Consider the following 26,698-nt stretch of genomic DNA (forward strand, 5'->3'; position numbering starts at 1 on the left):
TACAAGGACTTATTAATTAGGAACGCTCATGTCTATCGCTCAACCTTACCTTCTTTTTCTTGGGGATGTTACTGACCCGCTCGCCGCGAAAACTGCTCGCGGTATTCACCAGTGGCGACCAGAAATCTGCCTAGGCCAACTGCGTTTAACGGGCGATACCGTTTCACTTGGCTTAACGGACATGACGTTACAACAGGCGCAAGCACAGGGGGCGAAAACCTTAGTGATTGGCACGGCAAACTCTGGTGGCGTTATTCCTGACTCATGGCAGTCAACCATAATGGCAGCTGCAGAAATGGGATTTGAGATTGCATCTGGCATGCACCAACGATTGGGTGAGTTTTCACCGCTTGCTGACATGGAGCTGCAAGGATTGACTAAGCTTCATGATGTCCGCCATTTTGATGGTGACCTAAAGGTAGGTAACGGTAAGCCTCGTCAAGGTAAGCGTCTTCTTACGGTCGGAACGGATTGCTCAGTAGGCAAAATGTTCTCGGCATTAGCGATTGAAAAATCGCTTAAACAAGCGGGAACATCTGCTCAGTTTAAAGCGACAGGGCAGACCGGTATTTTGATTGAAGGCAGCGGAATTTCGATTGATGCCGTCGTCGCAGATTTTATCTCTGGCGCGGTTGAGGCGATTAGCCCAGAATTTACCGACCATGATTGGGATATCATTGAAGGGCAAGGTTCATTGTTCAATCCGTCTTTTGCTGGTGTAAGTTTGGGGCTTTTACATGGCGCGCAAGCCGATGCCTTGGTATTGTGCCATGAAGTTGGAAGGCCACATATTCGCAATCTGCCACACGCGCAACTGCCAAGTATTGAACAGACTATTGAAGCTAACTTGCAAGCGGCGCGATTGACTAACCCAGATGCGAAACTATTTGGTATCTGTTTGAACACCTCGTCGATTAGCGCTGAAGATGCTGCGACATTGTGCCAAGAATGGACCACACTATATCAAGTACCCGTGACGGACCCTGTGCGTTTTGGTGTACAACACATTATGAATCATTTGCGACATTCACTTTAACGACTTCATCATTTCTACGTTTCCATTTGTTAAAGCGAACATCAACCGAGTGAAATTATGAAGATTACAGCAGAACCCATTACTATCGCGATGCAAACACCTTTTCGCATCTCTCGCGGCAGCCGAACTGAGTGTCATGTTGTTCGTGTTCACATCGAACACGATGGCAAACAAGCTCAAGGGGAATGTACCCCCTACCCACGATATGGTGAGTCGTCGGAGTCTGTGTTAGCGCAAATTCAACAAGCGTCTAGTGCGCTTGAAGCGATGTTTGAGCGAGGCATTACCGATCCCGCAGAGCTAAGAGATCATCTTCAGTCTTTATTGACTGGAGGGGCAGCGCGAAATGCTGTCGATTGTGCGCTTTGGGAACTTGAAGCTAAGCAAGCTGATCAGGTCTTCCCGAAAAGCCTGTTTGAGCTGCCAACGCAAATCATCACCGCGATGACTGTCTCAATTGGTACGCCAGAAGCGATGGCGACCCAAGCGCGAGATTATGTCGCAAACGGCGCAAAACTGCTGAAAGTGAAACTTGATGGTGAGCAAGTGGTGGATCGTGTTCGCGCAGTTCGAGAAGTTGCGGAAGGTGTAACGATTGTATTGGATGCCAATGAAGCGTGGACAGGGTTGAATCTCGAAGAATTGTTTAACCAACTGACTGAATTTGATATTGCTATGATCGAACAGCCTCTACCACAACAGCATGATGCATCATTGGCACACATCAAGCACCCGATTCCACTTTGTGCTGATGAAAGCTGTCATACCACTTCGCAACTTTCATCGTTGTTAGGCAAGTATGAGATGGTTAACATCAAGCTAGATAAAACCGGTGGTTTGACAGAGGCATTGGTACTTGCTGAACAAGCCCAAAAGCTTGGTTTTACTCTGATGTCTGGTTGTATGCTTGGTACCTCATTGGCGATGCGCGCAGCACTACCTATTGCGGTTCAATCTGAGATTGTCGACCTTGATGGTCCGGTGTTACTTGGGCAAGATGTTACGCCAGCTTTAACTTATCGAGATGGGATGATCATTATCTAAGATCGTTCAGTTTCGGCTAGTTGATGGACATGACATAATAAATGAAATCGCATCAGTGAAAGCTTGTGCGATTTTTTAGATCTCTAAACCTTAACTTATTAAATAATCAAAGATTTTCCCTGATTGATTGAGAGTACTATTCGTATAATTTAAGGGCTTATTGATAAACTAATCACGTTTCTGTCGGTGGGGTCACTTTCTATTGTCGCAAAACAGACAACCTAAGCTTTATAAAATAATTGTTATGATATCTTATGTGAAATGTTAATGATTACTCTTCATTTAATAGTTTCACTAAAGCTATCTGATGTGAGGTTGAGTAAGGTGTAAGCCCTAACTATTTGAATCACTGGCTAATTCATATTGGTTTTTGATGAGAATAAGGTGGGGCGAGTGAGTAGTCATGTCTCCAAAGCAATAGAGAATAAGGACAGTTTCGAACGCCCGTTTTCGATCAAAATTCCACGCCGCAAGTGGTTTGGTTGGAAAGGCATTGAACTACGGTTAGTGTTGGCATTAGCTATGCTATCAATGACCACTATCTTCCTTTCCGTGGTTTCAAGCTTCACTTTTGATGATTTAAACCAACGCCTTGTCGAGTTAAAAGAAAGTGAAATTCCTGCCTTAGATAACGCCGCCCGCCTCAATGATATGGTGCGAGTGATTATCACAACGTCGTCCCAACTCAGTGGCGCAGAATCCAATTTAGAACGTAAACAGGCGATGCTAAAAATTGAAGGTGCTATTTCAGAAATGAACAGCGTCATGGTTCAATTTCCTGATTATCACTCCTATTTTAAAGATCTTATTGCTCAAGTTAATAACAGCCTTAGCTTGTTGTATCAAAGTGAAATTGAGTCAGAACAGCTTAATCGAGAACTTCGTAATTTGCTTGAGGGCTTTTATCCTCTGTTGCAGCAAGCGAGTGATTCACTTGATCGTTTGCCTGAGTCAGCCAAAGCTCAAATCCAGTACACACAGTTAAAGTCTTTACTTTATTACCAATTAGGTTTGGTCGAAAAGCTGTATAACGACTCCAGTTTTAATGAGTTGGATTACACCAGCTACCGACTAGAGCAGGTAGGTGAAGAGTGGTGGCAACTCTGGGTCAGTGGGGATCTGAGACGTGACTTCCCAAAATTAGATCATCAATTAACCGTTATTTATAACCTCGCATCTAGCGACAGCAGTTTGTATGAACTCAAGAACAAAGCGCTCGATCATCTTTATCAAGAACAGTACTTTCTGCAAAATAGTCGTGAGCACCTGAATCAGCTCACCGTACAAATTGAAAGTAACACCAGTAAGGTGAACAGCAATATTGATTTGTCGATTCAGCAAGCGCAGCAGTCTTTGCAATCCAACCAACGTCTCTCTCTTTTTCTTTCTTTGTTTAGCGTATTGGCCGCCGCTGCCATTTCATGGTTCTACGTACGAAAGAGTATTTTAGAAAGGCTGTTACAGCTGAAAGACAACATGTTTGCCATATCTACGGGGCATTTAGATACCGAAGTCTCAATTCGTGGCAAAGATGAAGTGACGCAAATGGCCAAGTATCTCAAGGTGTTCCAAACCACGGCAAAAATTGTTAAGCAAACCAATCGCAAATTAGAGGCTGAGGTTGAAGAACGAACCTTAGCAGAAGCCAAACTACGTGTTACTCAAGACGAATTAGTTCAAGCGGGAAAACTGGCCGCGTTGGGGCAGTTAAGTGTCGGGATCACTCACGAGATCAATCAACCTCTGACTGCTGTGAATAGCCATGTTCGAAGTGCTCAGCTTTGGTTAGGCAAACAAAGGCCAGACAGGGCGGAAGAAAACCTGAAAAAGATCGAGGTTTTGCTAGAAAAAGTAGCAGCGATCACTCGTCACTTGAAAGCGTTCTCGCGTAAGAGCGATGGCAAGATTGATAATGTGGAACTGGATAAGGTGATTGGTGATGCCATTGATCTCTTTGAAACCAGGCAGAGTACGGTCTCGATTCAGTATTCACCGCAAAGCTGCCTGATGGTGCGAGCCAACAGCATACGCTTGGAACAGGTACTGGTGAACTTGATCAGTAATGCATTGGATGCTGTTGAACATAAAGGCCAACCTCAACTCAATATTGCCACGAAAGATCTCACACACACGATTCAAATCTTAGTCAAAGACAATGGATTAGGGATTGCTGAAGAGGATATACCGCATTTGTTTGACCCCTTTTATACCCGCAAAACAACAGGAAAGGGGCTTGGGCTTGGCTTGTCTATCGCCTACAACATAATAAAAGATTTTGGTGGCTCGATTCACGTGGAATCGATTGAACACCAAGGCACAACATTTATCGTCACTTTACCAAAAGGCACAAGCTCATGATTTCAGACAAACACATAGTTCTTATCGACGATGAAATAGATGTCGTTGAAGCCGTGAGTGAAATGTTAGAGCTGGAAGGTTTTAGCATCACCACTTTTACTGACCCGAACCTTGGCCTAAAGTCCCTTAAAGCGGACAGTCAGTCGGTGGTGTTGTGTGATGTACGCATGCCCAAAGTGGATGGGCTGACACTGTTAAGTTCGATTCAACACCGAGCAGCCAATGTTCCTGTGCTGCTGATGAGTGGTCACGGTGATATTCCGATGGCGATAGAGGCGATGAAGTTGGGTGCATTCGATTTTCTAGAAAAGCCCCTTAATGCGACTGAATTGGTGGAGAAACTCGATCTCGCGTTGGCGCAATGCCGGCACAATAGCCACAAAACTTCAGGCGATAAAGAGAATATAGACCTATCCATTGAATCCGTGGTGATTGGCCAGTCAAAAGCAATGGACACAATACGTCAGCAAGTGCTCGCTTTGTCGCATACCGGCGTCGATACCATCATTAATGGTGAAACCGGAACGGGTAAAGAGGTGATTGCTCGTGCTTTGCATCAATTTAGTCGTCGCAAGGCTAAACCGTTTGTGGCGATTAACTGCGGTGGTATGACAGAGAGCATTATTGAAAGCGAGCTGTTTGGTCATGAAGCGGGTTCGTTTACCAGTGCCAACAAAAAACGTATTGGCAAAATAGAACAAGCTAATGGTGGCACCTTGTTTCTTGATGAAATTGAGAGCATGCCGATTGCTGTGCAGATTAAACTGCTGCGCGTGATTCAAGAGCGAATGATCGAGCGTGTTGGCGGTAATGAATTGATACCTGTCGATATCGTGGTTGTAGCAGCCAGTAAAGCGGATCTCGCACGCCTTAGTGAGTCGGGTGGGTTCAGAGCCGATCTATTCTATCGCTTGAACATTGCGAGCTTAAACCTCCCAGCGCTGCGCCATAGAAAAGAAGATATTCAGGTACTTTTTCGACACTTTGTAATTCAAGCAAGCCAAAAATATAAGACACGCCCATCAACGATTTATCCTGAACAAATACAGCAGTTATGTCGACACGAATGGCCGGGTAATGTGCGCGAATTGCGTAATGTTGCCGACCGATTTGTGTTGGGTATTGTTGGTGATGGCTTTGATCTGCAATCACCGATTTGTGAAACCTCGGGTGAAGATTTTGCATTTGAGAAACAGATGGAGCAATACGAAAGAAACGTATTGACCGAAGCCTTAATTGAAAGTGCAGGCAACATCAATGAGGTTTCAAACAAGCTGAACCTACCGCGCAAAACACTTTATCGAAAAATGAAGAAACATCAATTGGATAAAGAAAGTTTCAAGGCTTAACCGGTTCGGTCGTTTAATGAAAGTAAAAAGTAACATCACAAGTAAAAGCACAAGACAACAATGACCCATTTGGTTTAATTACGAATGATGAACTGTTTCAAGTAATTGTAATAAAAGAGCTTTAACATTTGGCACAATGCGTGCAATCCCTACGTGGTGGCATACGTTCACATGAGGTTATCCGGTGTTTATCTGAAGGCAATGCTTCCAGTTCAAATACGGAATGATCGAATAAAGGAAATTAGAAAAATAATTGCTTGTTGCAAGGAGATACAAACATGAAGCAAATACTGAAGGGTTCTATTGCTCTGATACTAGGCGTTAGCTCAATGACGGCATGGGCCGCTGAAGAGCCTGCAAACTTAGGACCTCGTCCCCTCTTTTTAGTTAACAATATGGATGAGAGCCCTTTGAAAACCAAGCTACTGAGTTGTAGCGAAGGACCTTTCCATCGTAGTGATTTTTCTATCGGACACCGTGGCGCTGCAATGCAGTTTCCTGAGCACACCAAAGAATCCTACTTAGCCGCGATTCAAATGGGCGCGGGTGTTGTCGAATGTGATGTCACTTTCACTAAGGATAAGGCGTTGGTATGTCGTCACTCACAAAGTGATCTGCATACAACAACTGATGTATTGGCGCACCCGGATCTTGCTAAGAAGTGTTCGACTCCATTTAAGCCAGCGAACCTGGCGACGGGTGAGGATGCTCAAGCTGAGTGTCGTACTTCTGATTTTACACTCGCGGAATTTAGGACGTTAAAAGGCAAAATGGACGGCGCGAACCCGAAAGCGACCACGGTGGAAGAGTATATGAATGGCACTCCGGGCTGGAGGACTGACCTTTACAGCCAGAGTGGGACACTGATGACACACGCTGAAAGCGCGGCGTTGTTTAAAGAACACGGGGTGAAGGTAACCCCTGAATTGAAATCGGCTGCTGTAGAAATGCCTTTTAATGGCTTTAGCCAAGAGATGTACGCGCAAAAGCTGGTGAATGAGTTAAAAGATGCCGGTTTTAAACCTTCTGAAACTTACTTGCAGTCGTTCAACCTTGACGATGTGAAGTACTGGATTAAGGAAACGCCTAAGTTCGGTAAACAGGCCGTTTATCTTGATGACCGTGTTTATGAGCAAGCGGACTTTGTCGCCTCTGCTGAAAACATGAAAGAGCTACACGACGCTGGTGTGAATATTATTGCACCACCTTTGTTTGCTCTGGTTGATTTAGACGAGAAAAACGAACTGGTTGCGTCAAACTACGCGAAATTGGCGAAAGATGCAGATCTCGAGATCATCGCATGGACATTAGAGCGCTCAGGCCCACTTGCTCAAGGCGGTGGCTGGTATTACAAGAGCGTGACAGACGGCATCAATAATGATGGCGATATGATGAAAATGCTCGATGTACTGGCGCAAGACGTGGGTGTGATGGGCGTATTCAGCGATTGGCCTGCAACCGTGACTTACTACGCTAACTGTATGGACAGCGACGCCTAGGCGTTGGCGAACTATCGGTTTTGACTCTTGATCGTTAATCGTTCAATCAAGAAATAATAATAGAAAAAGCAGTGAACCAAAGAGCCTTCGGGCTCTTTTTTTACCATTAAAATCACTGGGACATAAATGACCCAAATGTCAGCTTTTGAGTTGGACATGAATGACACAAAAGTAATTGTCGAAAATTGAATTTATATTAACACATTGATTTTAAATGATTTAAAAGATGGCACAAAGGCTGCAATGACCAAGGTGACTTTCAACGATAAGTAAAAATAAGGTTTGAATATGAAAATCAGTGTTAAAGGACTGTTAATCGCTAGCTCATTACTACTTCCTTCAATGGCTATGGCAAGCGAATGCTCTAGTCGTGGTGTGTTAGACGATCGATACTGTGACGAAAACCAAGATTTGGTGGCCGATTCACCAAAGAATCCAGACGAGTGGAATGACCCAAGTACGCTTGTGTTTACCTACACTCCAGTAGAAGACCCTGCGTTGTACAAAGATGCGTTCGCAGACTTCCAAGCACACTTAAGTAAGGTTACCGGCAAGCGAGTGATTTACTACACCGTGCACTCGAACTCAGCGCAAGTAGAAGCGATGCGTTCAGGTCGATTGCATGTTGCTGGTTTCTCTACAGGCCCTACTGGCTATGCGGTAAACCTGGCAGGTTACGTTCCAATTGCAGTGAAAGGCGATGAGTCTGGCTTCCAAGGCTACAACCTAATCACGATTGTGCGTAAAGACAGCGGCATTAATAAAATGTCTGATCTTATAGGGAAAAAAGTTGCACATACTTCTGCATCATCAAACTCTGGCAACCTAGCTCCTCGTGCGTTATTCCCAGCGAAAGGCTTAGTACCAGATGAGGATTACAAAGTTCTGTACTCAGGTAAACATGATCAATCTATTCTAGGTGTATTCAACGGAGACTATGATGCAGCACCTGTGGCATCGGATGTGTACGATCGTATGGTTGCAGCGGGTCGTGTCGACGATTCTGAACTGAAGATCATCTATCGTAGCCCTCGTTTCCCAACCTCTGCTTTTGGTTATGCTTACAACCTAAAACCAGAACTTGCTGAGAAGATCACCGAAGCTTTCTTTAGCTACCGCTTTACACCTGAAATGAGTGCATCGTTCAAGGGTGCAGATCGTTTCTCACCGATTAGCTACAAAGAAGAGTGGGATGTGATTCGTGATATCGCACATGCAACAGGTACGGCTTACACCAAAGCTGGCCTAAAGAAACTGGCAGAGAAAGACGCAGCGAAGCGTGCTAAGAAAAAAGCTGCAGAGCTAGCAAAACAAGCCGATAGCCAGTAATTCCCTTCGTTAATGATTTAACTATTCAGCTTATTCTCTGAGTAAGCTTATTTAAAATCTATGCCCTCACGGGTAGGGCATAGATCATTTTAAAATTCGCACAAGGAAATGCAGTATGGCCGTAGCAAGCTATGAAGGAATAAAGATAAACAACCTTTTTCATGAATACGTGGCAGGCAAGCCAATCCTTAAAGGTATTAATATTGATATCGATGAGCCGGGAATTATCGCAATTATTGGCCCATCGGGTACTGGTAAAAGTACACTTCTCCGTTGTATCAACCGCCTTAATGACCCAAGCCAAGGCGAGATTATTTTTGATGGTGCCGATCTGACCCAATTAAAAGGGCAAGCGTTACGCAGACAGCGCCGTCATATAGGAATGGTTTTTCAAGAATATAATCTTGTTGAACGTTTGACGGTTATCGAGAACGTGCTGAGTGGCCGTTTGGGTTATATGACAGCTTGGAATGCATGGCGTCGTAACTACTCTCCACAAGACTTAGCAAAAGCCTTCGAGTTGCTTGAATTTGTTGGCCTACAAGATTTTGCAAACCAACGTGCTGACAGCTTATCGGGCGGTCAGAGACAGCGTGTCGGTATAGCTCGCGCTGTTATGCAAGACCCATATGTTTTATTAGCAGACGAACCAACTTCATCGCTTGACCCAAAAACTGCGGTTGAGATCATGGAGCTCATGGAAACATTTGCAGAGCAGAAAAATATCCCAGTGTTGGTTAACATTCATGATGTGAACTTAGCGAAACGTTATGCCAAGCGCATTATTGGTATGTGTAATGGCAAGGTGCATTACGACGGCAGTCCTGAAGGTATCTCTGAGGACGACCTAAAAATTATCTATGGGGGTGAGTCATGGCTGGATTAACCCCAAGCTCGTCTCTGAACCGTGAAAATCCGTTTAAAACCTCTTGGACGAATCGCGCGATCATTGCAGCTATCGTTGCTTACCTGTTCTACAGTTTTTCGACGCTAGGGCTAACTTTTGATCGCTTGGTCATCGGTTTTGGCGAAAGTGAGCGGTTACTATCACGAATGTTTCCGCCAGATTTCTCACGTACCAGTCTACTATTGAGTGGCTTAGCCGAAAGCTTACAGATTGCCATTATCTCAAGCTTTTTTGGTATCGTAATTTCATTGTTTCTTGGCTTACTTGCCGCAAGAAACATGATGCCCTCAATTGTATCAACGCCAATTCGTTGCTTCATCGCACTGTGTCGTTCTTTTCACCCAGTGATCATTGCCATCCTATTTGTAAAAGCGGTGGGTTTTGGAGCTTTGGCCGGTATCTTGACCTTGGTCTTTGCATCAATTGGCTTTATCGCCAAGCTTTTTGCTGAGGCAATTGAAGAGATCTCTTTTAAACCTGTGGAAGCGATTAAAGCAACGGGCGCAAGTTTTACTAGTGTCATCTTGTATGCCGTTATGCCTCAAGTATTTACCCGTTTCATTGGCTTTGCAAGTTACCAGTTGGATTCAAATCTACGTAATTCAACCATGGTCGGTATTGTAGGTGCTGGTGGCCTTGGTGGTACTCTTTTCTCGGCATTCCAGCGTTTCGACTATGACTTTGTCGCGGCTATTTTGATGACTATTATCGCTCTGATTCTTGTGGGTGAATTCCTTTCCAACATTGTTAGGAGGATCTTCTAATGACAACTGCATCTATCGATAAAGAGTGGCAACGCTTTACACCTAACGAACGCATTGCTCGTTTTGCCGTTTATCTCAGCCTAGTGTGTGCCATCGTTTGGTCTTGGCAGACGGTTGAAGTGATACCTGAGTTTTTATACGACGCACCCGCACAGTTTGTCGACATGTTTGAGCGAATGGTGCCAGTGGACTATGCGTTCTATCCTGAGTCGATTCACGCAGCGATGATCGAAACGTTACATATCGCGACCTTAGGGACACTTTTTACCTTGGTGTTTGCGATTCCTTTGGCGTTAATGAATGCGCCAAATATCACACCCAATAAAGCGCTGAACTGGATTGCTCAATTCTTTCTCGTGTCTTCACGCTCTGTGAACTCATTGGTTTGGGCGTTGTTGTTCATCGCACTGTTTGGCCCCGGTGTGCTTGCAGGCATTATGGCGATTGCCATTCGCAGTATCGGCTTTGTAGGGAAGCTGTTAGCGGAAGCGATTGCCGAAGTGAACATGGGGCCGATTGAAGCTCTGCGCGCAACAGGGGCTTCGTGGATGAGCGTTTTGCTCAAAGGGTATTGGCCACAAGTGATGCCAGCGTTCTACTCAATCGTATTGTTCCGTTGGGACATTAATGTACGTGAATCTGCAGTACTGGGTTTGGTGGGCGCAGGTGGCATTGGCGTGGTGCTTAACGATGCGCAGAACCTATTTGAGTGGCAAAAAGTGTCGATGGTACTAGTGAGTATCTTTGCGGTAGTTATCGTTGCAGAAGCCGTAGTGATCCACATCCGTAACAAACTCATATAGACATATTGTTGTGTGGCGCGTTCTGTGTGGTATGTGCTGCGTGAAAGTTGAGAGCTTATCTAGCATTTTTAAGCTCAAACGACCCTAGGTACTTCGGTCTACCTAGCGGTCGTTTTTTTATCTAAAAAGACAAATATATTGGAATGGTGAGTGCTTTTTTAGAAAATACAATGCTTGGCAAAATCACCGGCTTCGTTAGCCGTCCAGTCACCTTTAGGCTTCTCTTTCATATCAACACACCAGGCTTCACTGCCTACTTCTGTGCAAGCCATAAGTTGAGAAGCTAGAAATAGAATTAGTGCGACTTTTTTCATAGTAAATATCTCTTCATTGGCTATAAATTACCGTTCATAACTTTGCTCAGTATTACAAGTTATTGTTAGGAGCGCCAATCGTTTATACACGTTTATCAGGGGAGGTACTTCGAGGTTGAATTTAGAAAAATAGTGCAGGGATAGGTTAGAGAAATCGAAAAAGCCAGCAACAAGTGCTGGCTTTGAAAATCTTAATGAGCGTCTATTACTATTAGTTAGTACGCTTCAACTACTTGAGTAATTATACCAACTTCATCTCTTGGATGATGTCTGAAGCAATTTCTGGCTTCGTACTGGTTGGTTTCTCGTGTAGATCGGCTTTTAATTGCCCCTTACGGTTACTTAGTCCTACTTCAAGTTTTTTGAGTGCTGAAGCGATAGCTGGATACATAACGTCATTTGTTGCTTTTGCTGTTACACGTACACCTTCATAGTTGGTGAAAACTTCAACCTGATGTTGGCTGTGTTCTTTTGTGATGATAATGTCGCAACTAATCAGTGATGGGAAATGGTTAGATATCTTCTCGAATTTACTTTCGATGTCTTTACGTGACTCGTCGTTAATTGATACGTGATGTGTTTGAACATTTATTTTCATAAATCATACCTTTCCAATGACTGTGTCATTTAAACGTAGCAAACATCGGATGGATTGACCAACCGTGAAATAGCACATGTGTGATTAACTTCAGTGTTATCAAATAATCTCTCGTTAGTCCCTTGAAAGTCCGATGTACAGAGCGCATATTATGTTTCGTGTTTTCAATACATGTTCAAAAAAACTCCATCCTTGATTATTTACTCTACTCTTGACTTCAAACCTAGAGAATTTCCCCGCCTTGGTTTTATAATTCCGAACTTGTCACTCTTTCGTACCTCTCGTTATTCGATAAATAAACACCCAAATAGCGCTGATTTATAGACACTCAACCGCCCATTCCATATTTAAGTGAAACTCACCAGCCGTCACTTGTGATTCGGGTATGGCAATTCGTGCTTTAATGTCTACTTCTTGATTTGATGCAAGATGCTCGACGGGAAACTCAACTCCCTGACGCCAATAATCAATGTCGCCTTCATAGAGAACAGGCGTTTCGACTTTAAATCGAACGAGTTGAGAAAGGCGAGGTTCATTAGTAGAGCCTAGGTCAATATACTGGAGTTTGAGAAGCAATCGCGAGTCTTTACGATTGGACTCCAGTCTTAAGACGATCGCTCGGCCATCGTAGTCTTGCCCAAAGCTCATTTCGCCTTGATTGTTGATCACTTCTAACCCACAACGTTCTCTTACGTGCTTATTAAAGCTAAGAGTTGAGTGATTATTGAATGCCAATGTACAACTGGATAAGCTGATTAGGATGAATGCGACAATAAAACGTAGCATGTTAGTTCACCATAACGCGGACGATAAAATCCGTGACCGCTTGCTGAGTGACAGCGACGTTGCTGATGGTCTGCTTATCCTTTAGTGATACCTGATAGGTTGAGCTTAGGACAATGTCGGCGTGGTGGTATTTGTACTCGACAATAAGGTCACACGTGACGCGATCTGTTTGTTTAATCTCGACAGTAGTATCGGTATAGTTAACACGACTCTCTGTATCGACTAATTCGATGCTCGACCAGTCGATGTATTCTGAATTTGAAAGTGCATCAAAAATTCGACGTTGGTGGTTGTCTGAACCATCCACACACATTTGATTGAAATGCTCGACCTCTTGCCTATCGAATCCTGCGCTCAAAGCATAGGGTGCGATAAACAGTATCGAAAAGAATAATAATAAGGTTTTCATAAGGCCTCTGAGTCAGTAAGCCCTCTTTGAAGAGGGCTTGCCGTGTGAGAGTGAGTGGGTTAGTTACACTCGATCTTCCATTTTGTTTTTACTTCGTAGTCGTCACTTGCATCAAGGTTACTTTCATCAATAGCAATACGAGCGTATAGATTCATATTATTATCTTCACGGATTTGATCTCGAGTGATGTCTACCCCCGATTCCCAACCTTCAGCTGATTGGGAGATATCCGTTGTCCCCGTTGATTGGAAGTACACATCGCTTTTTTGAATTTGGCCATCGAACGATTCCAATTTGATCTCTTCCGCTCGAACTTTAATTCCGTTCCTGTTACTCACCAGTTTCACGGTCGCATAGGATTCATTGTAATTTTCACCAAAAGCCAAATCAGCCTTGTCTTCCGTGGCTTCTATGCCACATTGAGACTCCACAGATGCTGAGAATACAACATCACCTGTTTTGTCATCTTGATGATTTGGCGGTACGGCAATCGCCGATCCAGTTACGAAAATAGACATGGCAACTAGGCCAAATAATGGTTTTTTATTCAGCATTTTTTACTCCGAAAAAGTGGTATTGCTTTGTTTCATCTTCAGCAGGCGATATTTCTCTGCTTCGATTTGTAATAGCTTTAACTCATGCTCCGCTTGAGCTAGCTCTTCTAAACGTTCTCGCTCACGGAGCTCGAACTCGTAGAGTCGACGACAGTCAACTCTATCTTCACCACCAAATTGGAATGTAACAGCTGCGTACACGCCTGCCTCATCCTGATTCTGGTAGTAATAATTGTTGTAATAGCTGTCACTATCTTCATTACCGGTTGACCCATAAGTACCGAACTGTACGGTTTTTCCTGTAGAGATAGCCTGCTCACAAGAAGCGCCTTGAGAAGTGCGAACTCGGTCGGTTCCTGATGGGTTAGATACACTCGGTATCGGGTTTGCCAATGCCGGGTTTGTTAGAGAAAGGCTGGTCAATGAAGCGATAGCCAGTGCAACGACAGTCAATAAAGCTCTGCGTAGCGTGGTTATGATTTTGTGCATCGTGAGTACCGTTTGAATTTGATTAATACCGTGTAAATTTAAGGTTCGTGCACACTTCGTAGCTGTTCGGAGAGTCCGTTACCATGCGTGTGCAGAGCTTTTTCTTGGTTGTTTGAGCTGCTGGTGTCTTAACATTGATGTCCAGTTCTAACTCTTGGTTCGCATTCAGTGTGATTTTGTTTGGGAATTCTTTGTCATCAATTCGCAGGTAGTAATCCGCTTGTTTGGTGTAACGGTTTACTAATAAAAACCTCACCTGCGTTTTATCGGAATAGGTCTGAAATTCGGTATTTTTCCATTTGTGCACGTTTGCATTTGCTAAAGAGCTGCTCAGCAATAAAGCTGCAGTAATGATGTAAATAGCCTTCATGAGAACCTCAAAATGATGATCGAGATCTCATTTTAGTTTCGTTCGAACGCAGGACTTACCATTTTGCGCCACTGACATAAGGCTGACAGTACGGTAAAAATGGTGTCGGTTTTTTATTTAAGATAGTTTGTCGTTTGAAATCGAAGAAGAGTGGAATCTTTGAGAGGATAGAGCGAAGGTCAGTTATGGTAGTGATTTTTATCAATTCGTCACTCAGTATCACAATTACTGATATAAAGAACAGTTAACCGTTGAGGCGACGATTGGTACGGGATACTCTAACAGCTTCATTATATTTGGACCCATCACCATGAAAATGCCTGTTAAATTCGCTGCAATCGCGGCTTCCCTTTCTTTCGCTTTTAATGCTTTTGCTGCACCTGTTGAGTTTCAGAAAATTCCAGAAATCATGCAGCAATTTGAAACCGCCGATCTGTACGTTAAGAAATCCGTCACTTTAGGCCGTTTGCCTGCGGAGTCTGAAATTGGCGTTGATTTTCCTACTTATGTTTCAGATGGTAAGGGCGGTTACAGCTTAGAGACAAACAATGTAATGACGGGTGATGTAGTGATTGCAAGCATGCCTAAAGCGATTGTGGATGACATTTTCAATCAATGGCTAGTACCAAAAGAAACCTGGATCAGCAGCTATGGATCATTGCCAACATCGACCACTGAATTTAAACCGTTTAAGCGTATTAAAACCATCAAAGCAATTAAGATTGACGATGAAATTCTCGAACTGATGGGCAGTGAAGATGGAAAAACGGCTGTGATTAAAGTCAGCTGGGATGAGAAAGGAATGAAGGTTTATAAGGATGGTTACTTGGCTGATTATGAATACGGGATTGCCCCACATGAGATGCAAGAAAACTACGAACTAGCACCTAAGTAGCCTTTTCTGTATTTAGAAAGCGCTCTGTTTTTATAGGGCGCTTTTGTTTTTGCACAACACTTTTGTTTTTCAGCGCACTTTTAGGTTAATAGACAGTTCTGATGAACACTGAATTACGGGTATTGAAAAAGGCAACTGAAGCTGCCTTTTGATAGTGTGATTTAGTTTTGTTTAAGGTTATGACTTATTAAATTCATAAGAAGAGGGCACCACAATCACGCCTTTCTTTGATATATGAAATCGTTCTGAATCCGCTCTACTATCAATACCTATTTGGGTACCATCAGGCACTTTCACATGCTTGTCGATGATGCAGTTTTGTATATGACAATTTTTCCCAATTTCAACATCTTCAAAGAGAATACTGTCAATCACAATGGCCGCGTTGTTGACTTTAACTTTTGGGAAAAAGATGGAGTTCTGCGCTGAACCACCTTCTATCACCACACCATTTGCGATCATCGAGTTGATGAAGATCCCTTGATTACCTTCAACTGAAGCGATGGTTCGAGCGGGTGGTAATTGAGGTTCGTAAGTGCGGATTGCCCAATCGGGCTGGTATAAATCGATAGGGGAAACTGGCTTTAGTAAATCCATATTGGCTTGATAATAAGAGTCGAGGGTACCAACGTCTCTCCAATAAGTATCTTGTGTAACTCTGCCTTCGGTGTCTCCAAATTTGTAGGCATAAACGCTTTTATCCCCTACCAATTTAGGTATCACATCTTTACCGAAATCGTGGCTGGAATTTGGATCTTCTGCATCCGCCAATAGTGCTTGTGTAAGCACTTCTTTATCGAAAATATAAATCCCCATTGAAGCCATGCTTCGTGTTGGCCTTCCGGGTACGCAGGCAGGATAACGGGGCTTTTCTGTGAAGTTGTTTATCTGATGCGATTCGTTGATTTCCATAACGCCAAACTCTTTGGCTTCATCAATCGAAACTTCCATACAAGCCACCGTTAAGTCGGCTTCGCTCTGTTTATGTTGTTTGAGCATTGGCGCGTAGTCCATACGATAAATATGGTCGCCTGATAACACCACCACATGTTTCGCTTCGCTGCGAGAAAGCAAATACAGGTTCTGATAAATCGCATCTGCTGTTCCGCTATACCAGCTATCACCCGTTCGCATTTGTGGAGGAACATTGGTGATGTATTCGCCAAGCTCGGGGTTAAGCACCGACCAACCATCTCGTAAATGTTTTTGCAAAGAGTGAGACTTGTATTGAGTCAGTACTAGAATTTGGCGAAGCCCAGAATGCAGGCAGTTCGCGAGTGTGAAATCGATGATTCGATATTTGCCACCAAAGGGCACCGCAGGTTTTGCACGGTTATCGGTGAGGGGAGAAAGCCGAGAGCCAACACCGCCGGCCAGAACGATCGTTAGAGTGTCTTGCATGGTCAGAACCTCATGTATTTATGATTATGAACATACACTTGCAAGCACTAAGCCAAATGTAACCTATTGAATATTAAGCGAGGTATGAGCTAATAATACGAGAACGCACCAAATTGATGCGCACGAAATGTTGGCTTGCTCCATTTTGATCCAAAAGGTCCGAGCAAGATTGAGACGGTGAGTTTAACGGCATGACGCACGGGAAAGTTGCATTACAAAATTGTCAATAAAATGAGGCAATAAAGTGATCAAGTCGATATAAATTTACATAAATAATCACAAGTTTTCACAAATTGATTTCCATCAATAAAGTAGGGTTATTATATGCTACCTTGCACGCAAAATAAGAAATGATTACTCATTCACCAATAAAGAATTAAGCCCTCAAAAGGAAATTATAATGAAAAAAACAGTATGTGGTATTGCGGTTATTGCGGCTCTTATGTCAACCAATGTTCTTGCTCATAAAGAAGGTGATTTCATCATCCGTGCAGGTGCAGCAACAGTATCTCCAAACGACAGCAGCGGCGCTGTACTTAACAACCCAGACCTAGAGTTCTCGGTTGATTCTGATACTCAGCTTGGCCTTACTTTCGGCTACATGTTTACTGATAACATCAGTTTTGAAGTATTAGCCGCGAGCCCATTTTCTCACAGTATTTCTGTTAATGGTTTAGGTAAAGTTGCTGACACTAAACACCTTCCGCCAACGTTTGTGGTTCAGTACTACTTCGGCCAAGCGAACAGCGACTTCCGCCCTTACGTGGGTGCGGGCATTAACTACACTGTCTTCTTTGATGAAGAACTTAATGGCACTGGTAAAGATGCAGGCTTGAGTGACCTGTCTCTTGATGACTCTTGGGGTCTTGCTGCAAACATCGGTATGGACTACATGATCAATGAAGATTGGTTCTTGAATGCGTCAGTTTGGTATGCAGACATTAGCACTACAGCGAAATACAAAGCGGGTGGAAAACAGTACTCAACAGACGTTGATATCGACCCATGGGTATTCATGATCGGTGGTGGTTACAACTTCTAACCCTCCTTATTTGTTTACTAAAGGCGCTCAAGCATCAGTCAGCTTGGGCGTTTTTTTTTGCTTGCTTGTTAATAGAGTGCTCATCTTAACTTTCTGTTGTTATGGGTAAAGCAAACTGATTGTCGTCATTTATTGTTAATAAAAGAGAAAGATAACTGTCATAACAGCCCTCTATGATCGCGGTTCTAATTATGGAGGATATATGAATCGTAAATTTAATAAGCTGACTCTATTACTGCCTATCGCGGTAAGTTCTGCTCTGGTTGGGTGTTCTCAGTCAACTTCAACGTTGGTAACACCATCAACGACTGCAACATCGTCTCAAACGTCACTTGATACTTTTAGCCTCCAATGCCAATCCATTCAACAACCGAACATGACAGATGCCATTGTTTCTGGGATTAGTCTTGTTGGTCGTGCTATTGCTGACGCCCCGTTTGATACTTCCGCAGCCGAAATCGTCAGCTACGATTCATGTACCGACAAGCTTTATGTGGTTAACGCTCAAGCACAGAAAGTTGACGTGCTATCGATGGACGCTGACAGCGCCCCAACATCAGAGGGTTCTATTGACCTTCAATCAGCCGCCGCGGCTTCTGGTATTACTATCGGTGCTGCGAACAGTGTATCGACTCATCAAGGCTTAGTTGCTGTCGCGATTGAAAACGCCGACAAGCAACAAAACGGCATCATTGCACTTTATCGTTCAGACACGTTAGAGCTGATCACTACTTATACGGCTGGTGCATTGCCGGACATGGTGAGCTTCTCGAAAGATGGTCGCTATATTGCCTCTGCAAATGAAGGTGAGCCGAATGCGGATTACAGTATTGATCCTGAAGGCTCAGTGACACTGGTTGATTTAACCAATGGTCCTTTGCAAGCGAAAGTCACGCAGATTGATTTTAAGGCATTTAACCAAGGCCAGCCACGCCATGCAGAACTAACCGACAAGGTTCGAATCTCGGCGCCTAATGCAACCGTTGCTCAAGATCTTGAACCGGAATACCTAACGTTTGCTGATAACGGAAAGCTTTACGTAGCCCTGCAAGAGAACAATGCATTGGCAGCAATTGACGTGGCGAGTGCAGAAGTGGATGCGATTCTGGGATTAGGTGGAAAGCCTTGGGATACTGCTCAGTTGGATGCGTCAAATAAAGACAAAAACATCGGTAACCTACAAAGCTACGCAATGCTAGAAGGCCTTTACATGCCAGACAGCATCACCAGCTACAGTGTTGATGGCAATACCTATATCGTGACTGCGAACGAAGGTGATGGCCGTGAATATGGCATCAAAACGACACAACAAATGTGTGATGACAAAGGCTTTGAGTGGGATGGTGACGATTACCAAGGCACCGAAAACTACACCACAGAAAAAGACTTTTGTATTGCTTATGTCGATGAAGTGCGTGGCAAGAAGCTAGACGTTGACGCTAACCACCCATTGGCAGGTGCATTGAAAGATAATAAGCAACTGGCTCGCCTTAAGGTGATTAAGCCACAAGGAACACTTGCTGCTGACCAAAAAGTTCAAGCATTCGGTAGCCGCTCGTTCTCTATCTGGGATGAGTCAGGCGAGTTAGTGTTTGATAGCGGTGATGATTTCGCTCGAATCGTTCTTGAACAAGATCCAGCAAACTTCAACAGCACCAATGATAACAACCAAAGCGGTGATGATCGCAGTGATGATAAAGGGGTAGAGCCTGAAGCTATCGAAGTGGCTGAGATTAACGGCAAGCAGTATGCTTTTATTGGACTTGAGCGCCAAGGTGGCATCATGGTTTACGACGTAACGCAGCCTAAGAACGCAAGTTTCATCAGCTATCTAAATAACCGCGACTTTACTCAGCCTGTGTGCACTAAGGTTGATGAAGACGGTGATTGTGACAACGAGACTTACAACTCGAAAGCGGGTGACCTAGGCCCAGAGTCAATCAAGTATTTCACTCGCTCTGGTAACCACTTTATTGCGGTTGGCAACGAAGTGAGTGGTAGCACGTCAGTTTATCGCGTTGAGTTTTAATCACGGTTACTGCTTGTAGCTAGACTCAATAAAAACAAAAGCGCCACTACTGAATCAGTAGTGGCGCTTTTTATTTATGCATCACAAATATATGCGTGATAATTAACTTCTATGGTTGTTGCTTAGTTGGCGCTAGAGCAATTTCACGGATACAAACGTTCTGTGGTTGCTGGTAAGCGAATGATACCGCGCGAGCAATATCGTCAGCTGCCAATACGCCGCCCATGTCTTCTTTCCAAGAATCGTAACCGTCTTTGATCTCTTGAGAGGTAGTGTGAGACAGAAGCTCAGTTTCTACAGCGCCCGGTGCGATAGTCGTAACACGAACGTTTGAAGCGGCAACTTCTTCACGAACGTTCTCAGAAATAGCGTGTACCGCGAATTTAGTACCACAGTAAGCTGCGTGGCTTGGGAATGTTTTCTTACCCGCGATAGAGCTGATGTTGATGATAGTACCAGTGTTGCGTTCCATCATCGGAGCAAGTACAGATTGCATGCCGTTTAGAAGGCCAATCACGTTTACATCGAACATTGTCTTCCACTCTTGAGCGTCTTGAGTATCGATTTGACCAAGAAGCATTGCACCAGCGTTGTTGATAAGCGCGTCTACAGGGCCAAATTTCGCTTCACCTTGTGCGATTGCTGCATCAAAAGACGCTTTGTCTGTTACGTCTACTTTTACAGATAGAGAGTTTGGTAGGTTCAGCGCTTCAAGGCGGTCAACACGACGAGCTAAAAGTAGCAGAGGGTGACCTTCATCGCTTAGACGACGAGCGATTGCTTCACCAATACCAGAGCTTGCACCTGTAATTACGATTAGTTTTTTCATTTTATTTCCTCTGTACTTTTATTGCGTCGGTTGGCTACGACGTGCTGTTTAAGTGCATTCGAATCAAGTGCTTGTTGCCTTGTTTCGTTGCGATGGAGGTATATTAAGGAAAATAGCATTGTTGATATATAGCGCTTTACTTGAAACACTGTTGCTGAAGTGCAACAATAAAGATGTTCACTTTATAGATTTATAGATTTATAGATTTATAGATTTATAGATTTATAGATTTATAGATTTATAGATTTATAGATTTATAGCGTCATAACTCTATAGCTTCATCACTTTTTAATTTCACAAGTAAGCTGGCGACCATGCTCAATCAAATTAACCTGTCTGACATTCGTTCTTTCGTGCTTATCGCTCGTTTAGGTAACTTCACTAAAGCAGCGGAGGAGCTTGATGTGTCACGCTCCCACGTATCACGTCAAGTGAGTAGCTTAGAAAAGCAGATGGGTGTGACTCTGTTTATCCGCACCACTCGAACTTTAAGGCTGACGCACGCAGGGCAAGATCTGTACGCGAGATGTGAACAAGCCTTAGATAATATAGACCAAGCTCTGATTGCTGCTGTGGACGATGTCGAAGAAGTACGTGGCGACATAAAAGTAAACTGTGTCGGCGGTTATCTTGGTGAGGTGATCATCGCGGATCTAGTGAATGAGTTTATGCAGCTTTACCCAGACATCAGTATTAGCCTTGATTTTAGTAGTAACCGAGTCGATCTGATTGAAGACGCTTTCGATATCGCTTTTCGCATGGGGAGCTTAGAAGATGCAGGGTTTATCGCAAGAAAGCTTCTGGACATTGAGATGGGAACACTCGCGAGCCCAGAGTACTTTGCTCGTAAAGGAAAGCCTAGTCACCCCAAAGATCTGATCCATCATGATTGCTTAACCGGCTCGGTGCGTAAGTGGAGCTTTCAAGCGCTAGATGACACCAAGAAAACGGTCGATGTGCATGTGACAGGTAGGCTGCAATGTAAAAATGGGCGAGTGTTGGTGCAGGGCGCGAAGTCGGGCAACGGAATTATTCGTGTACCAACCATCTATTGCTTGCAAGAACTGAACGACGGGCAACTGCTGCAAGTATTTGAAGAATGGGTGGTGCCTAAGGTCGATTTTTCAGCGATCTACCATCGAGACCGCTATCAACCGAGCCGAATTCGAACCTTTATTGATTTTGTAAAAGGTCGCTTTGAGCAAATGCCAGTGAGCTAAATAGTGCGTGCTTTTTACGCCTTGCGTTTTTTGGCAATAGTTGGACTGGCTCGAACTTACATCTCGTCGATTTCGTTTTGTAGGTTTTCCAGCTGGTCCAGAATCAGTAAAAACTTCTCACCAAAGGGTGTTACTTGATACTCAACACACATGGATGCGTAGCCCTCACATGAGCGAGCATTTTCCATATGTGGAAGAAGAGACCGTTATCCTCGTGAAAACGGGGCACTTGCCATTGGGTTAAAGGAATGCCCAATACAAAGATGAGAAAGCCGCATTGTTTTGAACAAGCGGCTTTTTTAGTTTTTACATATGAGCTGACTAGTAAGCGACACCAATACGTTGGCGTGGGAACTTGCCAGATTCTAGTTCATCAATCATCGCGATAGCGTAATCGCTGACGGATATTTTGCTGTTGCCAGCTTCGTCGGTGAGTAATTGGTCGCCGCCTGTGCGGTAGGTTGACAGTTTCTCGCCCGGGAAGATTTCTGCCGCTGGGCTAATGAACGTCCAGTTAACCTGGCTATCAGACTGTTTGAACACTTCAAGAGCTTCACCTTGTGCTAGCGCTTCGTTTTTATGCTCTGCTGGAAAGTCCGGAACGGTAACTAACGGTACGTTTGGCGCCACTTCTAATGAGCCTGCACCGCCAACCCAAAGTAGGCGCTCGATACCAAGGCTTGGTAATGCGGCTAACAATTTAGTCGCAGTATTTTTTACGATGTCGTGATTACCCAGAGCACGTCCGCCAATCGAAGTAATTACTGCATCAACGCCGGATAGCGCGGTTGCAAGGCTTGCTGCTTCATCTTGTAAATCAAATGAACGAACTTCAACACCTTTGGTTTCTACTTTGCTTGCATCTCTTACTACAGCAACCACGTCGTGACCACGAGATTGAGCTTCTTGAGCGATGTGACTACCAATCCAACCTGATGCACCTAATACTGCAATTTTCATAATGTCTCTCCAATTATCGAATTTATTGAGTCGTTTTCTCGACAGCCATTGCAGTCTAATAGATTACTGGGTTGAGATAAATATCGTAAAATGATGTAGATTGTATCTATATAGTGATCTAATAAGATTCGGTTAGCTGCTAAACAGCTCAAGGAGAGTGCGATGGATAGGTTGACGGCGATGCGCAGCTTTGTCGAAGTGGCAAATTGTGCCAGTTTTACGCAAGCGGCAGAGCATTTGGACATGAGTCGATTACAAGTGTCGCGCCACGTTCAAGAGATCGAGGCGTGGCTAAAACAAAGACTTTTGCATAGAACAACTCGAAAGGTGAGTTTGACGGCGGCAGGGGAAATCGCATTACAACGCTGTGAAAAAATACTCCATGAGACCGCAGAGCTAGAGGTTACTGCGCTTAATCAAACCGATGATCTTTCCGGGACAATTCGAATCGCAGCGCCGATTGGTTTAACTCAAAACATGTTATTGGATGTGGTCGAGCAGTTCACTGAGCGTCATCCAAATATTACGGTAGAACTCTTTGCTTCGGATCGTTTTACTCAGTTGGTGGATGAGAGGATAGATATTGCACTTCGATATACCGATCAACCTGATGAAAGCTTAATTGCCAGAAAGCTAATGGGAATCGATTCCGTTGTGTGTGTATCTGCTGCTTATCTAGACAAGCACGGTGAACCTAAAACGATTGAAGAACTTCGACAACATAATTGCTTTCGCCATTTGAGTGTCTCTAAGTGGGATTTTGTTAAGGATAACCAACATTATTCGGTTGAGGTGTCTGGCACCATTAAAGCCAACGATGTTGGGGTGTTAACCCGCGCCGCACAGCATGGCAAAGGGATCGTGCGATTACCGTGTGACTTAGCGAATCCATTGATTGCCAATGGTAAGTTGAAGCGGATTTTGGAAGACTTTGTTTCACCGAGCAGTGTGCTTTGGGCGGTGTATCTATCACGCAGCTATCAACTCCCTGTTGTACGTCAGTTTATTGATTTTGCAGCAGAAGCTTGGTCTAACGATATTAAATCTGAGGGTGTTTGAGGTTATATATCCTAAGTACACAAGTACACAAGGCATAAACATATAAATACAAAAATCCGATATCAAAGATGATATCGGATTTGAACTCAATAATTCAGAGTTCCAGCACGCTCTCCTCTCACGAAGTCTTTACATGTAATGATGTACGGATAATCGGGTGTCTATCGCCTTTTCGTTAATGTCAGGTAAAGGTCGATACAAGCTTCTGGTAATGTCCGTCAATACTTGGTCGTATACTTTTGAAACGACGGTTGATATATCGCTTGTTAATTCGTACATGCTATCTGCCGGTTGAGTTGCTTCGGTACTTGATGCGATCTCGGTGAGTGCATGCATCGCACGTGTGCAAATGGGTGACCCACTGCTTATAGGACAGATAATCGATAATTGGTTAAGTTTTCTGTGTGTCTGAGAGGCGTAGAATTTGAATCTCGCATACTCTTCTGGCTTCTCCATATCAGGGATACACATTCGTAACTTGGTCAAGATCTCCATGCAGTCTAAGATCTGTTGCCAATTCATATGGTATTCGCTACTCATGTCTTCTCGTTCAGATTGGATCAGCCAGATGATCATGACTTCATCCATCAAGAACATACTGTGGCGAATGGTTTTACCGTGAATAGATTGGTTACGCACCAAGCTACGGTTTTGCCAATCGCTGTGCATTGCGATGAGTTTTAGATGGTAGATGCGATACATAGGACGGCTATCAAACGACACATGAGATTGAAGCAGTTCAGACACCTCAAGTATGTTGTCGTAAATCTCATTCACTTTGCGAATCGAGTCGCTAGACAGCTTATAACCAAGAGCATAATGCGTTGCGGCGCGATGTTTGCGTGATAGCAGCAATAGTTCTCTGAGTAGAACTAAGGTTTCAAACCTATGTGATAGCGCCGTTTGTCTCTTTTTGGAAAAATGAAATAGGGCAGCAAGTACTGCTATGGATAAACCAACTGAAATAATTACAAACATATTTAACTCCTAATATGTGTATACCTACTTAGTGGTAGTGCAGACACCGTGCCAAAATCAATAAGCGTTATATTTCAGTGGTTTATGTTTTTCTCTATTTATGGATGTTCAATAATGGTGCATGACTTCACCATTCGAGTGAATGTTTCTCATATTTTGCAGGATTTTTTGAGAGGTTACGCTTTTCTTGTGATTAGGCTGGGGAGGTTTCGATAGGTAGGGACACTTCGGCGATCAATCTCTAGTTCGTCTCAAAGTACGGAAATTAAAAAGGCCTCATTCTTTAATGCTATTAACTAGAAACAGCATTAAAAAGTGAGGCCTTTCAATATTTACTAGCGATCCAATTATCGCCAGCGCGGGACACTGACGATTAAACGTTACGCAAGCTTAAGGTCGAACTCAGTGCGGTACATCACCATATCTTCAATGGTCAGTACTGGCATGTTGTGCATTTTACCGAAAGCAACGATCTCTGGCGCTTTTGCCATCGTGCCGTCTGGATTGGTTACTTCACACAGTACGCCTGCTGATTGAAGACCTGCCATTTGCATAAGATCCACAGTGCCTTCTGTGTGACCGCGGCGTGCAAGTACGCCACCTTTACGAGCGCGTAATGGGAATACGTGGCCAGGGCGAGCAAGGTCAGTAGGCTTAGCTGTTGGGTTTGCAGCTGTCTTGATCGTTGTTACACGATCAGCGGCAGAAACACCTGTCGTTACGCCAATTTTTGCTTCGATAGTCACCGTAAACGCAGTTTGGTTTGCGCTGTTGTTATCTACAACCATAGGTGGAAGTTCAAGTTGGTTTGCTTGCTCGTCGGTTAGACACAGACACACGATGCCGCTGCATTCACGGATCATTAGTGCCATTTGAGCATTGGTTAGGTGTTCTACTGAGTAGATGATGTCGCCTTCGTTCTCGCGATCTTCATCGTCAAGTAAAAGTACGCCACGACCTTCGCGTAGAGCTTGCAGTGCGTTTTCAACGCGAGTGATTGGTTCGCCAAATTCGGCAAGTAATGAAGACTGATTCATGGTTAAACTCCTAAAATATCACCAGAATCAGGGCTGTATGAGGGATCTCAACCGAGCACGACAAAGCTAACTCATTACAAGAGGCTTTAGCTCATTATGGTTTTATCCAAAACGAAATGCACCCGTCTAAGTTGGAGGAATGAACCCAATAAATGGGCATGCCTTTCCAACTTAAACGAGTGTGTTTTCATTCTCTCTCATCCGGACTATGACCGTCGGCTCTGGCATCTCACCAGATCTGCTGACCTCGACGAATCGAGCGCTCGCGGGCTTATCTTTAGATTTTGCTAAGGACATACCGCCGGTGGGGAATTTCGCCCCGCCCTGAGAATAAAAATTAATAATTTGTTTTGCTTTGAAAGCAGACCAGATGGTAATCCTTTCAATAGTGGATTTAAAGGACTGACAGCAAAGTTTTTTAGATTCTGCTCTTGGAATGCGGTAAGTGCTCATTTTATCAACGAAACAGACATCACTTGGTTTGCATACACAGTTGTGCGTAGATTTTTGATGTTTGAAAGGATTTTTATGTGTCTATGAACATGAGTGTGTGTCCAATTCATATCGTTGATAAAGCAAATGTTTATCAAATGAATGCTAACGTGGCCTAATAATTCAATATTGTTACACCATGACGTC

The 26,698-nt window shown here is 43.9% G+C and carries 26 protein-coding genes, 2 pseudogenes and 1 riboswitch; of the genes and pseudogenes, 15 read left to right on the forward strand and 13 right to left on the reverse strand.

Features of this window, described 5'->3' with window-relative positions:
* Positions 1-28: 28 nt before the first annotated feature.
* From dgcN to phnE (AACW75_RS13545), 9 genes are all read left to right on the forward strand, one after another.
* A complete protein-coding gene (dgcN, locus tag AACW75_RS13505) occupies positions 29-1,036 on the forward strand; it encodes an N-acetyltransferase DgcN (RefSeq protein ID WP_145571867.1) in 1,008 nt (335 codons plus the stop codon).
* A gap of 57 nt (positions 1,037-1,093) precedes the next feature.
* A complete protein-coding gene (gene dgcA, locus AACW75_RS13510; RefSeq protein ID WP_145571865.1) occupies positions 1,094-2,080 on the forward strand; it encodes an N-acetyl-D-Glu racemase DgcA in 987 nt (328 codons plus the stop codon).
* Positions 2,081-2,464: 384 nt separating this feature from the next.
* Complete coding sequence (locus AACW75_RS13515; protein WP_145571864.1) at positions 2,465-4,438, forward strand: ATP-binding protein; 1,974 nt, start codon at positions 2,465-2,467, stop codon at positions 4,436-4,438.
* The gene (locus tag AACW75_RS13520; RefSeq protein ID WP_145571862.1) at positions 4,435-5,787 is read left to right on the forward strand and encodes a sigma-54-dependent transcriptional regulator; all 1,353 of its coding nucleotides are present in this window, start codon (positions 4,435-4,437) and stop codon (positions 5,785-5,787) included. The genes AACW75_RS13515 and AACW75_RS13520 overlap by 4 nt, the downstream gene beginning before the upstream one ends.
* A gap of 278 nt (positions 5,788-6,065) precedes the next feature.
* On the forward strand, positions 6,066-7,286 hold the full coding sequence (locus tag AACW75_RS13525) for a glycerophosphodiester phosphodiesterase family protein (protein WP_145571860.1): 1,221 nt from the start codon (positions 6,066-6,068) through the stop codon (positions 7,284-7,286).
* Positions 7,287-7,574: 288 nt separating this feature from the next.
* On the forward strand, positions 7,575-8,615 hold the full coding sequence (phnD, locus tag AACW75_RS13530; RefSeq protein WP_145571858.1) for a phosphate/phosphite/phosphonate ABC transporter substrate-binding protein: 1,041 nt from the start codon (positions 7,575-7,577) through the stop codon (positions 8,613-8,615).
* Between the two features lie 115 nt (positions 8,616-8,730).
* Positions 8,731-9,501 carry a phosphonate ABC transporter ATP-binding protein gene (gene phnC / locus AACW75_RS13535; RefSeq protein ID WP_017076491.1) on the forward strand — a complete coding sequence of 257 codons (771 nt, stop codon included), beginning with the start codon at positions 8,731-8,733 and terminating at the stop codon, positions 9,499-9,501.
* Positions 9,489-10,286, forward strand: a complete 798-nt coding sequence (gene phnE, locus AACW75_RS13540) for a phosphonate ABC transporter, permease protein PhnE (protein WP_145571857.1) — start codon at positions 9,489-9,491, stop codon at positions 10,284-10,286. The genes phnC and phnE (AACW75_RS13540) overlap by 13 nt, the downstream gene beginning before the upstream one ends.
* A complete protein-coding gene (phnE, locus tag AACW75_RS13545) occupies positions 10,286-11,089 on the forward strand; it encodes a phosphonate ABC transporter, permease protein PhnE (RefSeq protein ID WP_017076489.1) in 804 nt (267 codons plus the stop codon). The genes phnE (AACW75_RS13540) and phnE (AACW75_RS13545) overlap by 1 nt, the downstream gene beginning before the upstream one ends.
* A gap of 158 nt (positions 11,090-11,247) precedes the next feature.
* Here phnE (AACW75_RS13545) and AACW75_RS13550 read toward each other — a convergent pair whose 3' ends face one another.
* The 7 genes from AACW75_RS13550 to AACW75_RS13580 form a co-directional block, all read right to left on the reverse strand.
* Positions 11,248-11,403 (reverse strand): DUF3012 domain-containing protein, encoded by a 156-nt coding sequence (locus AACW75_RS13550; RefSeq protein WP_017076488.1) that lies wholly within the window; start codon positions 11,401-11,403, stop codon positions 11,248-11,250.
* Positions 11,404-11,644: 241 nt separating this feature from the next.
* The gene (gene hpf / locus AACW75_RS13555; protein ID WP_017076487.1) at positions 11,645-12,001 is read right to left on the reverse strand and encodes a ribosome hibernation-promoting factor, HPF/YfiA family; all 357 of its coding nucleotides are present in this window, start codon (positions 11,999-12,001) and stop codon (positions 11,645-11,647) included.
* Between the two features lie 318 nt (positions 12,002-12,319).
* Complete coding sequence (locus AACW75_RS13560) at positions 12,320-12,787, reverse strand: hypothetical protein (RefSeq protein WP_145571855.1); 468 nt, start codon at positions 12,785-12,787, stop codon at positions 12,320-12,322.
* A gap of 1 nt (position 12,788) precedes the next feature.
* Complete coding sequence (locus AACW75_RS13565) at positions 12,789-13,196, reverse strand: hypothetical protein (protein ID WP_017076485.1); 408 nt, start codon at positions 13,194-13,196, stop codon at positions 12,789-12,791.
* A 59-nt stretch (positions 13,197-13,255) separates the two neighbouring features.
* A complete protein-coding gene (locus AACW75_RS13570; RefSeq protein WP_145571853.1) occupies positions 13,256-13,750 on the reverse strand; it encodes a hypothetical protein in 495 nt (164 codons plus the stop codon).
* A 3-nt stretch (positions 13,751-13,753) separates the two neighbouring features.
* Positions 13,754-14,239, reverse strand: coding sequence for a hypothetical protein (locus AACW75_RS13575; protein ID WP_017075898.1), 486 nt, complete (start codon positions 14,237-14,239; stop codon positions 13,754-13,756).
* Positions 14,240-14,261: 22 nt separating this feature from the next.
* On the reverse strand, positions 14,262-14,609 hold the full coding sequence (locus tag AACW75_RS13580) for a hypothetical protein (RefSeq protein ID WP_145571851.1): 348 nt from the start codon (positions 14,607-14,609) through the stop codon (positions 14,262-14,264).
* 310 nt (positions 14,610-14,919) lie between these two features.
* Between AACW75_RS13580 and AACW75_RS13585 the strand changes: the two genes are divergently transcribed.
* Positions 14,920-15,504: a hypothetical protein gene (locus AACW75_RS13585; RefSeq protein WP_145571849.1), complete on the forward strand. Its 585-nt coding sequence runs from the start codon at positions 14,920-14,922 to the stop codon at positions 15,502-15,504.
* A 177-nt stretch (positions 15,505-15,681) separates the two neighbouring features.
* Here the strand turns inward: AACW75_RS13585 and glgC are convergent, their stop codons facing one another.
* Positions 15,682-16,905, reverse strand: a complete 1,224-nt coding sequence (gene glgC, locus AACW75_RS13590) for a glucose-1-phosphate adenylyltransferase (protein WP_102551295.1) — start codon at positions 16,903-16,905, stop codon at positions 15,682-15,684.
* Positions 16,906-17,305: 400 nt separating this feature from the next.
* Between glgC and ompW the strand changes: the two genes are divergently transcribed.
* Both ompW and AACW75_RS13600 read left to right on the forward strand, forming a co-directional pair.
* Positions 17,306-17,947 carry an outer membrane protein OmpW gene (ompW, locus tag AACW75_RS13595; protein WP_145571847.1) on the forward strand — a complete coding sequence of 214 codons (642 nt, stop codon included), beginning with the start codon at positions 17,306-17,308 and terminating at the stop codon, positions 17,945-17,947.
* A 202-nt stretch (positions 17,948-18,149) separates the two neighbouring features.
* The gene (locus tag AACW75_RS13600; RefSeq protein WP_145571846.1) at positions 18,150-19,976 is read left to right on the forward strand and encodes a choice-of-anchor I family protein; all 1,827 of its coding nucleotides are present in this window, start codon (positions 18,150-18,152) and stop codon (positions 19,974-19,976) included.
* A gap of 109 nt (positions 19,977-20,085) precedes the next feature.
* Here AACW75_RS13600 and AACW75_RS13605 read toward each other — a convergent pair whose 3' ends face one another.
* The gene (locus AACW75_RS13605; protein WP_010433036.1) at positions 20,086-20,805 is read right to left on the reverse strand and encodes an SDR family oxidoreductase; all 720 of its coding nucleotides are present in this window, start codon (positions 20,803-20,805) and stop codon (positions 20,086-20,088) included.
* 314 nt (positions 20,806-21,119) lie between these two features.
* Here AACW75_RS13605 and AACW75_RS13610 point away from each other — a divergent pair, with 314 nt between their 5' ends.
* Positions 21,120-22,025 (forward strand): LysR family transcriptional regulator, encoded by a 906-nt coding sequence (locus AACW75_RS13610; protein ID WP_004733015.1) that lies wholly within the window; start codon positions 21,120-21,122, stop codon positions 22,023-22,025.
* Between the two features lie 56 nt (positions 22,026-22,081).
* Here the strand turns inward: AACW75_RS13610 and AACW75_RS13615 are convergent.
* Positions 22,082-22,171 (reverse strand): annotated as a pseudogene (locus tag AACW75_RS13615) (winged helix-turn-helix transcriptional regulator); the annotation flags it as partial.
* Between AACW75_RS13615 and AACW75_RS13620 the strand changes: the two are divergent.
* Positions 22,168-22,269, forward strand: a pseudogene (locus AACW75_RS13620) (cupin domain-containing protein); the annotation flags it as partial. The pseudogenes AACW75_RS13615 and AACW75_RS13620 sit on opposite strands and share 4 nt — an antisense overlap.
* A gap of 77 nt (positions 22,270-22,346) precedes the next feature.
* Here AACW75_RS13620 and AACW75_RS13625 read toward each other — a convergent pair.
* Positions 22,347-22,985 carry an NAD(P)-dependent oxidoreductase gene (locus tag AACW75_RS13625; RefSeq protein WP_145571844.1) on the reverse strand — a complete coding sequence of 213 codons (639 nt, stop codon included), beginning with the start codon at positions 22,983-22,985 and terminating at the stop codon, positions 22,347-22,349.
* Between the two features lie 162 nt (positions 22,986-23,147).
* Here AACW75_RS13625 and AACW75_RS13630 point away from each other — a divergent pair, with 162 nt between their 5' ends.
* Positions 23,148-24,044: a LysR family transcriptional regulator gene (locus tag AACW75_RS13630; protein ID WP_145571843.1), complete on the forward strand. Its 897-nt coding sequence runs from the start codon at positions 23,148-23,150 to the stop codon at positions 24,042-24,044.
* 129 nt (positions 24,045-24,173) lie between these two features.
* On the opposite strand, the gene AACW75_RS13635 is transcribed toward AACW75_RS13630, so the two are convergent.
* Both AACW75_RS13635 and ribB read right to left on the reverse strand, forming a co-directional pair.
* On the reverse strand, positions 24,174-25,022 hold the full coding sequence (locus AACW75_RS13635) for a hypothetical protein (RefSeq protein WP_102551303.1): 849 nt from the start codon (positions 25,020-25,022) through the stop codon (positions 24,174-24,176).
* 380 nt (positions 25,023-25,402) lie between these two features.
* Positions 25,403-26,059: a 3,4-dihydroxy-2-butanone-4-phosphate synthase gene (gene ribB, locus AACW75_RS13640; protein ID WP_054546292.1), complete on the reverse strand. Its 657-nt coding sequence runs from the start codon at positions 26,057-26,059 to the stop codon at positions 25,403-25,405.
* Positions 26,060-26,244: 185 nt separating this feature from the next.
* A riboswitch (FMN riboswitch) is annotated at positions 26,245-26,395 on the reverse strand.
* Between the last annotated feature and the right edge of the window lie 303 nt (positions 26,396-26,698).

The sequence above is a fragment of the Vibrio sp. L3-7 genome, from assembly GCF_963898195.1.
Classification (GTDB): domain Bacteria; phylum Pseudomonadota; class Gammaproteobacteria; order Enterobacterales; family Vibrionaceae; genus Vibrio; species Vibrio echinoideorum.

Coding starts and splice junctions, on each gene's coding strand:
- dgcN (WP_145571867.1), top strand. CDS start 29: ATGTCTATCGCTCAACCTTACCTTCTTTTTCTTGGGGATGTTACTGAC.
- dgcA (WP_145571865.1), top strand. CDS start 1,094: ATGAAGATTACAGCAGAACCCATTACTATCGCGATGCAAACACCTTTT.
- AACW75_RS13520 (WP_145571862.1), top strand. CDS start 4,435: ATGATTTCAGACAAACACATAGTTCTTATCGACGATGAAATAGATGTC.
- AACW75_RS13525 (WP_145571860.1), top strand. CDS start 6,066: ATGAAGCAAATACTGAAGGGTTCTATTGCTCTGATACTAGGCGTTAGC.
- phnD (WP_145571858.1), top strand. CDS start 7,575: ATGAAAATCAGTGTTAAAGGACTGTTAATCGCTAGCTCATTACTACTT.
- phnC (WP_017076491.1), top strand. CDS start 8,731: ATGGCCGTAGCAAGCTATGAAGGAATAAAGATAAACAACCTTTTTCAT.
- phnE (WP_145571857.1), top strand. CDS start 9,489: ATGGCTGGATTAACCCCAAGCTCGTCTCTGAACCGTGAAAATCCGTTT.
- phnE (WP_017076489.1), top strand. CDS start 10,286: ATGACAACTGCATCTATCGATAAAGAGTGGCAACGCTTTACACCTAAC.
- AACW75_RS13550 (WP_017076488.1), bottom strand. CDS start 11,403: ATGAAAAAAGTCGCACTAATTCTATTTCTAGCTTCTCAACTTATGGCT.
- hpf (WP_017076487.1), bottom strand. CDS start 12,001: ATGAAAATAAATGTTCAAACACATCACGTATCAATTAACGACGAGTCA.
- AACW75_RS13560 (WP_145571855.1), bottom strand. CDS start 12,787: ATGCTACGTTTTATTGTCGCATTCATCCTAATCAGCTTATCCAGTTGT.
- AACW75_RS13565 (WP_017076485.1), bottom strand. CDS start 13,196: ATGAAAACCTTATTATTATTCTTTTCGATACTGTTTATCGCACCCTAT.
- AACW75_RS13570 (WP_145571853.1), bottom strand. CDS start 13,750: ATGCTGAATAAAAAACCATTATTTGGCCTAGTTGCCATGTCTATTTTC.
- AACW75_RS13575 (WP_017075898.1), bottom strand. CDS start 14,239: ATGCACAAAATCATAACCACGCTACGCAGAGCTTTATTGACTGTCGTT.
- AACW75_RS13580 (WP_145571851.1), bottom strand. CDS start 14,609: ATGAAGGCTATTTACATCATTACTGCAGCTTTATTGCTGAGCAGCTCT.
- AACW75_RS13585 (WP_145571849.1), top strand. CDS start 14,920: ATGAAAATGCCTGTTAAATTCGCTGCAATCGCGGCTTCCCTTTCTTTC.
- glgC (WP_102551295.1), bottom strand. CDS start 16,905: ATGCAAGACACTCTAACGATCGTTCTGGCCGGCGGTGTTGGCTCTCGG.
- ompW (WP_145571847.1), top strand. CDS start 17,306: ATGAAAAAAACAGTATGTGGTATTGCGGTTATTGCGGCTCTTATGTCA.
- AACW75_RS13600 (WP_145571846.1), top strand. CDS start 18,150: ATGAATCGTAAATTTAATAAGCTGACTCTATTACTGCCTATCGCGGTA.
- AACW75_RS13605 (WP_010433036.1), bottom strand. CDS start 20,805: ATGAAAAAACTAATCGTAATTACAGGTGCAAGCTCTGGTATTGGTGAA.
- AACW75_RS13610 (WP_004733015.1), top strand. CDS start 21,120: ATGCTCAATCAAATTAACCTGTCTGACATTCGTTCTTTCGTGCTTATC.
- AACW75_RS13625 (WP_145571844.1), bottom strand. CDS start 22,985: ATGAAAATTGCAGTATTAGGTGCATCAGGTTGGATTGGTAGTCACATC.
- AACW75_RS13630 (WP_145571843.1), top strand. CDS start 23,148: ATGGATAGGTTGACGGCGATGCGCAGCTTTGTCGAAGTGGCAAATTGT.
- AACW75_RS13635 (WP_102551303.1), bottom strand. CDS start 25,022: ATGTTTGTAATTATTTCAGTTGGTTTATCCATAGCAGTACTTGCTGCC.
- ribB (WP_054546292.1), bottom strand. CDS start 26,059: ATGAATCAGTCTTCATTACTTGCCGAATTTGGCGAACCAATCACTCGC.